The organism is Sphingomonas pruni NBRC 15498 (assembly GCF_001598455.1).
In the GTDB taxonomy this organism is placed as follows: Bacteria; Pseudomonadota; Alphaproteobacteria; order Sphingomonadales; family Sphingomonadaceae; genus Sphingomonas; species Sphingomonas pruni.
In genome coordinates, this window is record NZ_BCYZ01000102.1 from 1 (window position 1) to 12,673 (window position 12,673).

At 64.5% G+C, this 12,673-nt stretch carries 14 protein-coding genes; 8 read left to right on the forward strand and 6 right to left on the reverse strand.

Features of this window, described 5'->3' with window-relative positions:
- Positions 1-220 precede the first annotated feature (220 nt).
- The 5 genes from SPR01S_RS19560 to SPR01S_RS19580 form a co-directional block, all read right to left on the reverse strand.
- Positions 221-1,453 carry an SAM-dependent methyltransferase gene (locus SPR01S_RS19560; RefSeq protein ID WP_066592984.1) on the reverse strand — a complete coding sequence of 411 codons (1,233 nt, stop codon included), beginning with the start codon at positions 1,451-1,453 and terminating at the stop codon, positions 221-223.
- A gap of 61 nt (positions 1,454-1,514) precedes the next feature.
- Positions 1,515-2,273 (reverse strand): molybdopterin-dependent oxidoreductase, encoded by a 759-nt coding sequence (locus SPR01S_RS19565; RefSeq protein WP_066592986.1) that lies wholly within the window; start codon positions 2,271-2,273, stop codon positions 1,515-1,517.
- Positions 2,270-3,079, reverse strand: a complete 810-nt coding sequence (locus SPR01S_RS19570) for a cytochrome b/b6 domain-containing protein (protein ID WP_066592989.1) — start codon at positions 3,077-3,079, stop codon at positions 2,270-2,272. The genes SPR01S_RS19565 and SPR01S_RS19570 overlap by 4 nt, the downstream gene beginning before the upstream one ends.
- Positions 3,080-3,133: 54 nt before the next feature.
- Entirely contained in the window at positions 3,134-3,892 is a 759-nt protein-coding gene (locus tag SPR01S_RS19575) for a sulfite exporter TauE/SafE family protein (RefSeq protein WP_066593006.1), read from the reverse strand.
- A gap of 107 nt (positions 3,893-3,999) precedes the next feature.
- Positions 4,000-4,437, reverse strand: a complete 438-nt coding sequence (locus tag SPR01S_RS19580; RefSeq protein ID WP_066593009.1) for an MAPEG family protein — start codon at positions 4,435-4,437, stop codon at positions 4,000-4,002.
- 225 nt (positions 4,438-4,662) lie between these two features.
- Between SPR01S_RS19580 and rpmF the strand changes: the two genes are divergently transcribed.
- The 6 genes from rpmF to SPR01S_RS19610 all read left to right on the forward strand — a co-directional run bounded on the left by rpmF (position 4,663) and on the right by SPR01S_RS19610 (position 8,061).
- Entirely contained in the window at positions 4,663-4,842 is a 180-nt protein-coding gene (gene rpmF / locus SPR01S_RS19585) for a 50S ribosomal protein L32 (protein WP_066593015.1), read from the forward strand.
- A gap of 28 nt (positions 4,843-4,870) precedes the next feature.
- Positions 4,871-5,917, forward strand: coding sequence for a phosphate acyltransferase PlsX (plsX, locus tag SPR01S_RS19590; protein ID WP_066593017.1), 1,047 nt, complete (start codon positions 4,871-4,873; stop codon positions 5,915-5,917).
- A complete protein-coding gene (locus SPR01S_RS19595) occupies positions 5,914-6,879 on the forward strand; it encodes a beta-ketoacyl-ACP synthase III (RefSeq protein WP_084251308.1) in 966 nt (321 codons plus the stop codon). Before plsX ends, SPR01S_RS19595 begins: the two co-directional genes overlap by 4 nt.
- A 144-nt stretch (positions 6,880-7,023) precedes the next feature.
- Complete coding sequence (locus tag SPR01S_RS19600; RefSeq protein ID WP_066593020.1) at positions 7,024-7,323, forward strand: integration host factor subunit alpha; 300 nt, start codon at positions 7,024-7,026, stop codon at positions 7,321-7,323.
- A gap of 11 nt (positions 7,324-7,334) precedes the next feature.
- Positions 7,335-7,706, forward strand: a complete 372-nt coding sequence (locus tag SPR01S_RS19605) for a MerR family transcriptional regulator (RefSeq protein ID WP_066593022.1) — start codon at positions 7,335-7,337, stop codon at positions 7,704-7,706.
- A gap of 64 nt (positions 7,707-7,770) precedes the next feature.
- Complete coding sequence (locus SPR01S_RS19610; RefSeq protein ID WP_066593023.1) at positions 7,771-8,061, forward strand: GIY-YIG nuclease family protein; 291 nt, start codon at positions 7,771-7,773, stop codon at positions 8,059-8,061.
- A gap of 74 nt (positions 8,062-8,135) precedes the next feature.
- Here SPR01S_RS19610 and SPR01S_RS19615 read toward each other — a convergent pair whose 3' ends face one another.
- Positions 8,136-8,804, reverse strand: a complete 669-nt coding sequence (locus tag SPR01S_RS19615; protein WP_084251309.1) for a TetR/AcrR family transcriptional regulator — start codon at positions 8,802-8,804, stop codon at positions 8,136-8,138.
- A gap of 124 nt (positions 8,805-8,928) precedes the next feature.
- On the opposite strand from SPR01S_RS19615, the gene SPR01S_RS19620 reads away from it, so the two are divergent.
- Together SPR01S_RS19620 and SPR01S_RS19625 are read left to right on the forward strand one after the other, a co-directional pair.
- Complete coding sequence (locus SPR01S_RS19620) at positions 8,929-11,301, forward strand: TonB-dependent receptor (RefSeq protein ID WP_066593025.1); 2,373 nt, start codon at positions 8,929-8,931, stop codon at positions 11,299-11,301.
- Between the two features lie 73 nt (positions 11,302-11,374).
- The gene (locus SPR01S_RS19625; RefSeq protein WP_066593026.1) at positions 11,375-12,649 is read left to right on the forward strand and encodes a spinster family MFS transporter; all 1,275 of its coding nucleotides are present in this window, start codon (positions 11,375-11,377) and stop codon (positions 12,647-12,649) included.
- Positions 12,650-12,673: the final 24 nt, after the last annotated feature.

The window sequence follows — 12,673 nt, forward strand, 5'->3', positions numbered from 1 at the left end:
ACTCGTCGAAATCTGGAACCGGCTCGACCTGGAACTCCGCAAGGCGGCGTAAGCTGCCGGGTCATGATGCGCCTATTTTGATCGAAGGCGATTAAGCTACCTCGTCACCCCGGACTTGTTCCGGGGTCCAATCCTCCACAATGGAATCCAGCCGTTGTCGCACGTTGGATGCCGGAACGGTCCGGCATGACGGGCAAGCCTGATCGCGAACGATCCCAGCTCAAACCTTCGCCGCGATCCGCCGTTCTTCCTCGCCCATATAATCGCGCGTGATCGGCAGGGCGTCGCGGTTGCGCGCGAACTGCAGCTGGTAATTGACCATCCCGCCATAGAGGAAGCTGACGCACGAGCCGGCGAGGTAGAAGATCCACATATTGTAGAAGACCTCGTCATACATCGCGATGATCTTCTCGCGATTGGCGACGGCGCGGTCGTACCAATGCTGCAGCGTGTAGCCGTAATGGAGGCGCAGTACCTCCACGTCGGTCATGTAGTAGCGCAGGCCCTCATAGCCCTTGGTGATCTCCGACAAAGCCGGGATATAGCCGCCGGGGAAGATGTACTTGGCGGTGAATTCGTCGGTCACGCCTGCCCCGCCGGCGCGGCCGATCGTATGGAGCAGCATCACCCCGTCCTCGTTCAGCAGCTCGCGGCACTTGCGGAAGAAGGTGCGATATTGCGGCGGGCCGACATGCTCGAACATGCCGACCGAGACGATGCGGTCGAACGTACCGGTCATCTCGCGATAGTCGATCAGCTGGAACTTCACGTGGTCCGAAACGCCGGCGTCCGCCGCGCGCTGCTTGGCGGTTGCGATCTGCTCGTCGCTGAGCGTGATGCCGACGACGTCGACGCCATAGGTCTTGTGCAGATAGAGCGCCATGCCGCCCCAGCCGCAGCCGATGTCGAGCACGCGCATGCCAGGCTTGAGCGCCAGCTTGGCGGCGATATGCGCCTTCTTGTCGAGCTGCGCCTGTTCGAGGCTTTCGCCGGGATCGACGAAATAGGCGCAGCTATATTGGCGGTCGGCGTCGAGGAAGAGGTCATAGAGCGCGTTGCCGATGTCGTAGTGATGCTTGACGTTGGCGCGGGCTGCCCGCGCGCGGTTGAACTGGTCGAGCTTGCGCTTGACCCCGACCACCGCCCTGGCGGCCAAGCCCGGATCGAGCGCGCCGGTCGCGTCTTCCCAGCGATTGTTCTTACTCGCCAGCGAGAGCAGCTGCATGATGTCGCCGCGCTCGATCACCACGCGGCCGTGCATGAACGCCTCGGCCACGCCCAGAGCGGGATCGCGCAGGATCTGCCCCGGCACGCTCTTGGTGGTGAAGCGGATCGCGACATTGGGAAACTCGGGATCCGCGGTGCCGAACGACTTGGTCGTGCCGTCGGCATACGTGACGGACAGCGTGCCGCGCTTGAACGCGCGCTCGAAGAACAGATCGATCAGGGCCATAGGCGTTCGCTGCTATCGGTTGATTGCGGCCACGAAAAGACCGGAAACACCTCCGGCGGCGTCAAATACCGGCATACCAGTCGTAATTGACGTGATCTTCCCAATAGCCGCCCTTGCCCAGGCCTATCCCTGCCAGGCTCGACACCGCGTCGATCCGCATGACGTATTTGGCGTTCTTGTAGCCGAGATGCCGCTCGACCCGCAGCCGGATCGGCGCGCCGTGGCCGACCGAGACGCGCTTGTCGTTCATCGCCCAGGCCAGGATCGTCTGGGGGTGAAAAGCGTCGACCATGTCGATCGATTCGTAATAGGGCGCTCCGCTCCACAGATCGGCGCAGGTGAAGACGATGTAACGCGCCGAATTGCGCACCCCCGCCGCCTTCAGCACGTTGCCGAGCATCGGCCCCTGCCATTTGCCGATCGCGCTCCACCCCTCGACGCAATCGTGGCGGGTGATCTGCGCGCGCTGCGGGAAGGCGCCGATATCGGTCAGGCTGAGGCGGAGCGGCCGGTCGACCAGCCCGCCGACCTCCAGCCGCCAATTGGCGAAATTCTCGGCAACGTGGCGGTTGTAATCGGCGGTGTTCGGGTTGGAATTGCCGTTGGTGCGGAACACCGGCGACATCTGGTCGGGGGTGAATTCGGGCGCCAGCGCGTTGCGGTCCATCAGCGCGCGCTGCAGCCCCATGTTGATCTTCTCGCCCGAGAACAGGATGCGGCGAAAGCCGGGTTGCTGGGCAAGCTTGTCGCAACCCGACAGCAGCAGCCCGGCGCCGAGCGCGCCGCCGGTGACGAGCGTGCGTCGCGTGAGGAGAGTCATTCTGCGGCCTCCGGTTCGGCGAGCGGCGGGGGCGGCGGTTCGGACGACCGCGCACCCGGCAACGTCCAGCGGCCGGTGATCATCGACCACACTTCCTCGATCGGCCCGGCCAGGACCACCAGCGTCAGGTGGACAATGACGAACAGCACGATTCCGCTCGCCGCGATGAAATGGATCGAGCGCGCCGACTGGCGCCCGCCGAACAGCTCGATCAGCCACGGCCAGGCCGCGTCCATTCCCGGCGACATCGCCAGCCCGGTCAAGATCATCAATGGGATCAGGATGAAGATCGCGACGACGTACGCGAGCTTCTGCAGCGTATTATAGGCCGCCGGATCCTCGGGATTGTGGAAGTCGAGACGCAGGTGCGCGAGCAGGTCGGCCCAGAGATGGCGTGGCCCGATCTCTTTGGCGCGCACGCGCAGGTCGCGCTGGAAATGGCGATTGATCAGGCTGGCGATCATGAAGACGAGCAGCCCGAAGCCGAGCACCAGCGCGAACAGCAAATGCCAGCGCCGCGAGATAGCGAGATTGTACCCCGCCGGGATGGTCAGCCAGCCCGAGCGCAGGATGTTGCCGTACGGCCGGAGATCGAGCCAGGCATGGTCGAAATTGGCGCCATATTGCCCCCAATAGAGCCGCGGATGCGCGTTCAGGATGCCGATGCCGCTGCCGATCATGATGAAGATCGTGATCGCGTTGATCCAGTGCCACAGGCGCGTCGCCAGCCGGTGGCGATAGATCGTCTCACTCCGCGCGTTCGGCGCAGTCGTGGGGGGATCGGCAAGAGCGGTCGGGTCGTCCATCATCGCTTCCTTCGAACGATACGCCCGATCGGTTACACTCGATCGACGTTCCCTTTAGCCATAAGCGCGCGCGAAGAACACAATCGTCGTCACGCCCGTCACCAGCAACGTCCACACGCGCACCGCGGATGCAGGTAGTCTCTTGCCGATATGCGCGCCGGCCCAGCCGCCGAGGATCGATCCCGCCAACATCGGCAGGCACGCGATCCAGCGCACCATCCCTGCGGCGATGAACACGATCGCCGCGGCGAAATTGGCGATCGCCAGCATAAGGGTACGCGGCGCGAACAATTCGCGTGGGCTGTGCCCGGCGAGCAGGCCATAAGTGGCCGTCGTCATCAGCCCGACGCCGCCGCCGAAATAGCCGCCATAGATGCCGAGCAGCATCTGCACGACCATCAGGCTGCCGCGCCCGATCGTCACACGCTCGCGCAGCCACGCTGCGGCGTGCTTGCCGAACGCGAGGACGACGAAGGCATAGAGCACCAGCCAGGGGATGATCACGTCGAACGCATGGCTCGGGGTCAGCACCAGCAGCACGCTGCCGGCCAGCCCGCCGATGAAGGTGATCGCCGACAACGTCCGAATCCCGACGCCGCCGACCGGCCCCAGTTCGTCGCGAAACGTCCAGGCGCTCATCCCCGCGCCGGGCAGCAAGGCGACGTTGGAGGTCGCGTTGGCGGCGTTGGCGGGTACACCCAGCGCGAGCAGCGAGGGCAGGGTCGCGAACGTCCCGCCCCCGGCCAGCGCATTCATCGCGCCGCCGACAGTGCCTGCGCCGAACGCGAAGAGGAGGGAGAGGGTCGGACTCATCGCCCGCTCCCTTGAAGGGTTGGCGGCAAAAGTCGAGGCCGCAATCGCGTCAGACCGAAGCTCGAACGCATCCCTGACGAGGAAGGATCAGTTCATCGCACCTCGGATCACGCCGCGGGCTGGCCAATCTGCATCGACCGCACCGGCGGGGTCCATTCGGCCTGATAGCTGATCTCCAGCGCCCATATCGCCAGGACGATGATCACCACCCAGGTGCCGAGCGCGCCGATCATCCGCAATACGCTGGGCGCCGGTCGTACGATGCCGAAGGCGTGGGCCAGCCGCACCAGGATGAACACGGCGCCGACGATCCACAGCCACAGGCTCGGGCCGCGCGCCAATTCGATCAACGCCATCAGGATCAGCGCGGTCGGCGCATATTCAGTAAGGTTGCCGTGCGCGCGAATCCTGGCGGTCATCGCCGCCTCGCCGCCATCGCCGAGCATGATCTTGCTGCTCACCCGATCGCGCCCGACGCCGAGCGCCAGCCAGACGTTGATCAGGCCGATCGCCGCCGCGATCACTAGCGTTACCGGTAATATCATGATGCCCCTCCTGTTGCGGCGATGCTATGCCAGCGACGCGCGCGGCCGCCTAGTCGCCGTGCCGCGACTCCGCGCGGGTTGCAACGGCGCGCCAAATCGCTATAGGCGCACGCTTCGCGATGCATCCCGACTCTCTGTAGCGCGTGGCCGACCCCTCGGTTGCGCCGGTACGTTTCCGGGCCTAGTCGTTCTGATCAATTCGATTTTTTGAAGGTTGTCGCCGCAATGGCCGTTCCCAAGAAGAAAACCTCGCCCTCCCGCCGTGGCATGCGCCGCGCGCACGATGCCCTCTCGGTCGAGGCGTTCCAGGAGTGCCCGAATTGCGGCGAGCTCAAGCGTCCGCACAATCTCTGCCCGTCGTGCGGCCATTATAATGGCCGTGAGGTCGTCTCGGTCGAAGGTTGATCGGGGCCCATTGAGGGGGGACTGACGCGTGACCACCAACTCCTGGATCGCCATCGACGCGATGGGCGGTGACGAGGGGTTGGCGGTAATGTTGGCGGGCGTCGCCGAAGCGCGGCGCCGCTTCGACGGCACGCATTTCTTCCTGGTCGGCGACGAGGCGAAGATCGCCGAGGGGTTGAAGACTCACCCCAATCTGACGGCGAATTCCGAGATCGTCCACGCGCCCGAAGTGATCAAGGGCGACGAGAAGCCGAGCGCCGCGCTGCGCCGCGCCAAGACGACGTCGATGGGCGTCGCGATCGACCTCGTGAAGCAGGGCCGCGCCGCCGCAGCCGTATCGTCGGGCAATACCGGCGCGCTGATGGCGATGGCGAAAGTCTCGCTGCGCACGATGAAGGGGATCGATCGCCCCGCGCTCGCCGGGCTGATGCCCAGCCTGGGCCCCAACGACACCGTCGTGCTAGATCTCGGCGCCAATACCGAATGCGACGCGCGCAACCTTATGCAGTTCGCGGTGATGGGCGCGGCCTATGCGCGGACCCAGCTCGATCTTGCCAGTCCCCGCGTCGCGTTGCTCAATATCGGCACCGAGGATCAGAAGGGCACGGAAGAGATTCGCGATGCGGCGCAGGCGCTACGCGACGCGACTCATTTGCCGCTGACCTTTGCCGGCTTCATCGAGGGCGACAAATTGTCGCGCGGCGATGTCGACGTGATCGTGTGCGACGGTTTTTCGGGCAATATCGCGCTCAAGACCGCCGAGGGCACGGCGCGATTCGTCGCCGACCTGCTGCGCCGCGCGTTCAGCAGCTCGGTGCGCTCGAAAATCGGCTTCCTGATCTCGCGCCCGGCGACCGAATTGCTGCGCCACCATCTCGATCCCAACAATCACAACGGCGCGGTCTTTCTCGGCCTCAACGGTCTCGTCGTGAAGAGCCATGGCGGCGCTAACGAAACCGGCGTCGCCAATGCGATCGCGGTCGCGGCGAAGAGCGTCCGCGACGATCTGGCGCGCAAGATCGCCGAGGATCTCAAATTTTTCGAGACGCGGGAACCCGAAGGAGCAATTGCGTGAGGCGTGCGGTCATCAGCGGTACCGGGTCGGCGCTTCCGATGCGGCGCGTGTCGAACGCGGAACTCGCGGAAACCGTCGACACCAGTGACGAATGGATCGTCGAACGCACCGGCATCCGCTTCCGCTACATCGCCGGGCCTGACGAAACCACCGGTACGCTGGCCGCAGACGCAGCGCGCGCGGCCTTGGCTAAGGCCGGCAAGGTGGCCGATGATGTCGATCTGATCGTGCTCGCCACCGCGACGCCCGATCAGACCTTTCCGGCCACCGCGACCAAGGTCCAGGCGATGCTCGGGATCGACGATTGCGTCGCGTTCGACGTCAGCGCGGTATGCTCGGGTTTCCTCTACGCGATTCAGGTCGCGGACAGCCTGATCAAGACCGGCAGCGCCAATTGCGCGTTGGTGATCGGCGCCGAGACATTCAGCCGTATCCTCGACTGGGAAGACCGGACGACCTGCGTGCTGTTCGGCGACGGTGCCGGCGCCGTGGTGCTGGAGGGGCGGGACGTCGCCGAGGACGGCCCGGGTATCCTCACCAGCCGGCTTCATGCCGATGGCCGCCACAACGAACTCCTCTATGTCGATGGCGGCCCCTCGACCACCGGCACGGTCGGCAAGGTGCGGATGAAGGGACGCGAAGTGTTCCGCCACGCGGTCACCAACCTTGCCAGCGTGATGGACGAATCGCTCGTCGCGGCAGGGCTGGTCGCTGGCGATGTCGACTGGGTCGTGCCGCACCAGGCCAATGCGCGTATTCTTGACGCGACCGCGCGCAAGCTCGGTTTGGCCGCCGAAAAGGTGGTCGTCACGGTCGACCAGCATGCCAATACCTCGGCCGCTTCGGTCCCGCTCGCGCTCGACACCGCGATGCGCGACGGGCGGATCAAACCCGGCCAGATCGTCGTGCTCGAAGCGATGGGCGGCGGCTTCACCTGGGGCGCTGCGGTCGTTCGCATCTGAGGTCGTGCCGGTCCGGTACGGCTTTATTGCGTGCGGCGATCGGTTCAGCGTGCCGAACCCTGCCCCATAAAGGGTAACTAAGCCCATTTCATGCGTTCCTCCATTGTGTTACGGCTAGTTTTTGCCACGCAAGGGAGGGTGTGAATGGCAAGTGTGGGTACGTTGACGCGGGCTGATCTGTCTGACGCGTTACAGCGTGAAGTGGGGCTATCCAGGGCCGATTCGGCCAAATTGGTCGAGGAAATCCTGGATCATATGTGCGACGCGCTGGCGCGCGGCGAAAATGTCAAGATTTCGGGTTTTGGCACCTTCGTCCTGCGCGACAAGGGGCAGCGAATCGGCCGCAATCCCAAGACCGGTGTGGAAGTGCCGATCGCGCCGCGGCGCGTGCTCACTTTCCGTGCCAGTCAGATGATGCGCGACCGCATCGTCGAAGCGGGCTGACAGAGCCGCGCATGGCCGCGCTCGACAAGGCGGCTGGCGCATTCCGTACGATTGGCGAGGTGTCGCAAGACACCGGCCTGCCGCAGCATATCCTGCGCTATTGGGAAACGCGCTTCCCACAATTGCGTCCGCTGCAGCGCGCCGGCAAGCGCCGTTATTACCGGCCAGAGGATGTCGCGCTGATCCGGCGGATCGACGATCTGCTCAACCAGCAAGGCTATACGATTCGCGGCGTGCAGAAATTGCTTGCGGCCGAAGCGCGCGGGGGCGCGGCGGCGGTCGACACGCCGTCTGCAGCGCCTGTTTCGGCACCGGGCTCGCCTGTGAATCTGAGCGCGCTCAAAACGATTCGTGATATGCTGGCGCGAGCGTTGGAGGGGTAAGGCGGGCCGTGCCTTTGCACCGTCATCCCCGCGAAAGCGGGGACCCATCTCGGACGGCTATCATATGGCAGGCGGCTTTGTTTACATCCTAGCCAACCGCAAGCACGGCGCGCTCTACACCGGCGTCTGTGCCGACATCGCCGCACGCATGATGCAGCACCGAGACGGCACCGGAAGCAAGTTCTGTAAGAAATATGGCATCAGTCGGCTCGTCTATGTCGAAAGCCACGACGCAATTTATGAGGCCATAACACGTGAGAAGGCGATCAAGAAATGGCACCGGGCTTGGAAAATTGCCCTGATTGAACGTAACAACCCAGATTGGCGAGATTTGTTTTTCGATATCAACCGGTAAGCTCTGGGCGAAGTCTGGAGATGGGTCCCCGCTTTCGCGGGGATGACGGGTTATGGAGTGGCGCAGTCGGACTATTACCGCGCCCGCAACCCATCCCGCAGCAACTCCGCCACGACATCCGCCACCGCCTCCGGCGTGCGGTCCTCGTCCCACACGCCGTAGCGCAGGCCGAGGAACACGTTCATCCCCATCACCGCCCAGGCATGGACGTCGGACACGTCGTCGCGGATCTCGCCTCGGTCGGCACCGGCCTTCAGCCGTTGTTCGATCCGCTCCGCGGTGGTCGCGTAATGCGCGCGGAAGCTGGCAGGGTCGACGAACTCGGCCTCGTCGATGATGCGGTAGATTTCCTTGTGGCCGCGCACGAACTCGAGAAAGCTCAACAGGCCGGCGCGCTCGGCGGCGATCTGGTGGGGCGCGGCGCGGATCGCCGGGGCGACAGTGTCACGCACCTGGTCGGACATGTCGCGGACGAGCGCGCGGAAGATCGCGTCCTTCGAATCGAAGTAGGTATAGAAACTGCCCAGCGCGACGCCGGCACGGCGGGTGATCCCGCTGATCGATCCCTCGTGAAATCCCTTTTCGCCGAATTCGACCGCCGCGGCATCGAGCAATGCGCGCAGCGTCCGCCGCCCGCGATCGGTGCGCGGCGCCTTGCCCTCGCTCGCAGTGGCGTCGAGCCCCCGGGCACCGGCAACGCCGGTCCCGAGCACTGGCGTTGCCGTTGAGCCACGCTGGGCCATTCTTTTTCCTCCCCGTCTCGCCGGAAGTTGAAACCCGGTTCAGGTTTCAGTATAGGGTGGATCAACAAGCGTTCAACCGGGTCGTGTCCCGCACGAACGATAGATCATTGGGAGGGTTGAAGGGATGATTCGTCACCGTCACGCACGCGCGCTCTATATCGGCGCCGCCGCCACCGCATTGTTCGCCGGACCGGCTTTCGCGCAGGATACGCAGGCGGCGCAGCCGGCCGCGGACGATGTTCAGGCGAATGCCGACGCGCCAGCCGATATCGTCGTGACGGCGCGGCGCCGGTCGGAAACACTACTCAACGTGCCGATCGCGGTCACTGCCTTCACCGCCGACAAGCTCGACAAGATGGGCGCGGTCGATTTGACCGACATCCAGAACACGACGCCCAACACCACGATCAAGGACGCGCGCGGCACCAATTCGACGCTCGCCGCCTTCATCCGCGGCGTCGGCCAGCAGGACCCGGTGCCGGGTTTCGAGGCCGGTGTCGGCATCTATCTCGACGACGTCTATCTCAATCGCCCCCAGGCCGCCGTGCTCGACATCTATGACGTCGAACGGATCGAGGTGCTGCGCGGGCCGCAGGGCACGCTCTATGGGCGCAACACGATCGGCGGCGCGATCAAATACGTCACGCGCCGGCTGCCCGACCATTTCGAAGTCGCCGCGCGCGGGACCTATGGCTCGTACAACCAGGCCGACGGCATCGTCAGCCTGTCGGCGCCGATCGGATCGATGTTGCGCATCGGCGTGTCCGGCGCGCGACTCACGCGCGACGGGTTCGGCCGCAACCGCAATCTCGGCATCGACAATTACAACAAGGACATCTGGGCGGGCCGCGGCACGATCGAGTTCGAAACGCCCGACAGCCGCCTGCTGGTCCGCATCACCGGCGATTACACCCATGACAAATCGGCGCCGCGCAACGGCCATCGCCTGTTCGCCGGCAAGCTGACCGGGTCGCCGGTGCTCGACAATGTCTATGACACCAATGCCGGGCTCAATTTCCCCAAACAGGATATCCAGGCCGGCGGCCTGTCGATGACGGCGACCGCGAAGCTGACCGACAATCTGACGTTCAAGTCGATCAGCGCCTGGCGCAAGGACCGCAGCTTCACCCCGATCGATTTCGATTCGACGCAGTCGGTCGATGTCGACGTGCCCGCGGTCTATCGCAACGAGCAGACCAGCCAGGAATTCCAGTTCCAATGGTCGAGCAGCAAGGTCAACGGCATCGTCGGCTTCTATTATCTCGGCGCCAAGGCTTCGACCGGCTTCGACGTGCTGCTCAATACGACGCTTGCCAATCTCGACGCCTATACCGCCGGCGACGTGCGGACCGAGACTACGTCGGTTTTCGGTGACTTCACGTTCGACTTCACCCCGCAATTGAGCTTGTCGGTGGGTGGCCGCTACACCTGGGATCAGCGCAAGTCGTTCGTATACAAGGCGAACTTCCTCGGTGGGCCGCTTTATGGCGCGACCAGCGAATTTGGCGGCAATCCGACGCTCAATCTCGGCGCATCGACCAATTTCCGCGGCGAGGCCAACTTCAAGCGTTTCACGCCGCGCGCCAGCCTGTCGTTCAAGCCGACCCCCGACCACCTGCTCTACGTGTCCTATTCGGAAGGCTTCAAGGGCGGCGGCTTCGATCCGCGCGGCTCGGGCACCTCGGCGCCGATCAGCAATCCTGCGGTCGGACGGACCTATCAGGACATCTACAACTACCTCTCATTCGATCCCGAATCGGTCAACAGCTACGAAATCGGTTGGAAGGGCTCGGCGTTCGACAAGCGGCTGACCTGGGCGCTCGACGGCTTCTATTCCGATTACAAGAACGTCCAGATTCCCGGTTCGGTCGCCTGCACGATCGGCGGCGTCGCCAGTTTCTGCGGCATCACCACCAACGCGGCGAAGGCGAAGATAAAGGGCATCGAGCTCGAAACCAACGCCGTGTTGGCACGCGATTTCGCCGGCCCGCATTCGAACATCACCCTTAGCGGCGCGCTCGGCTATATCGACCCGCAGTACAAACACTATATCGGCCCGACCGGGACCGAAGTGTCGCGATACCGCCAGTTCCAGAATACGCCGAAATGGACGGTGTCGGGGACGCTCAGCGGCACGGTCCCGGTGGCGAGCGGCGACCTCAATGCGTCGACCACGGTGTCGTATCGCAGCCTGACTCACCAGTTCGAAGTCGCAAGCCCGTTCCTCGACCAGCCGGGCTACACTCTGTGGGATGCCAATTTGACCTACAGCTTCGGATCGAAGCGGCAATATTCGTTCGGCGTGCACGCCAAGAATATCACCGACGTGCGGTACAAGATCGGCGGCTATCAATATCTCGTTGCCGACCCCGCGACGGGCGCGATCGCTTACACGTCGAGCGGCGCGGTCACCCCGTCGCTGGGCAAGGAAGGGATCGCGACCGCATTCTACGGCAATCCGCGTCAGGTGTTCGGAACCTTCTCGCTCAAATTCTGATGGCAGGCTAAAAGGGGGATGAGCCGGGTGCGCCAACCGCGTGCCCGGCTCGTTTTATAAGAGGAGGGGCGCGATGACGAACAGGGCCGAGCGACCAGGCTATCCGGCATTGGTGCTGACGATGTTGCTGGTCGTCTATACGTTCAACTTCCTCGACCGCCAGATCCTCGGCATCCTGGCCAAACCGATCCAGGCGAGCCTCCATTTGAGCGACGCCCAATTCGGCGCGATCGGCGGGACGGCGTTCGCGATCCTCTATTCGGTATTGGGCGTGCCCCTTGCGCTCCTCGCCGACCGCGTCGGGAAGACTCGCGTGATCGCCGGTTCGCTGGTGGTGTGGAGCGGGTTCACCGCTCTGTGCGGCACCGCGACCGGCTTCTGGTCGCTGTTCCTCTCGCGGCTCGGCGTCGGGGTCGGCGAGGCGGGCGGCGTCGCGCCGTCTTATGCACTGATCGCGGACTATTTTCCGGTCGAGCGCCGCGCGCGCGCGCTCGCCATCTATTCGATGGGCATTCCGATCGGGCTCGGCTCGGGGGTGCTGCTCGGCGCCTATATCGCTGCGCTGGTGAATTGGCAGACCGCGTTCATCACCGTCGGCATTGCCGGCATCGTCGTCGCGCCGATCTTTCTATGGCTGGTCCGCGACCGCCCGCGGCCGGCCGCCGTCGCCGATGCCGACGCGGTGCCGGTGTTGGCGGTCATCCCGATCCTTGCCCGCAAGCCGGCTTATTGGCTGTTGTCGATCGGCGCCGGGTGCAGCTCGATGGCGGGCTATGGCCTGGCCTTGTGGGTGCCCAAGATCATCGCCGTCCATTACGGCTGGACCGCCGATCACGATCTGATCAAGGTCGGCCAGTTCATGGGCTCGCTGCTCCTGATCGGCGGGACCACGGGCATCTTCCTCGGCGGCGTGTTCGCCGATCGGCTCGGGGCGGTCGACCGCGCCTGGTATGCGCGGTTGCCCGCCATCGCCTGGCTGATCACCGCGCCGACCTTCATGCTCGGACTGTTCACGCCTCTCCCGGTACTGGCCTGGTTCCTGTTGCTGATCCCCAACGCGCTCAACACCTTGTGGCTTGGCCCGATCGTCACCGCGGCCCAGCATCTGGCGCCGTCGCGGATGCGGGCAAGCGCCTCGGGCAGCTTCCTGCTGGTCAACAACCTGCTCGGGCTCGGCTTGGGACCGCTGCTGATGGGCACGCTGTCGGATGCGCTCAAGGCGAGCTACGGTGCCGATTCGCTGCGCTACGCCGCGATCATCGGGGTGAGCCTCTATCTCGTCGCCGCCGTGCTTGCGCTCCTCGCGATCAAACCGCTCAAGCGCGGCTGGGTCGAGGCGACGGACTAAAGATGATAATGCCTGGATCCATTC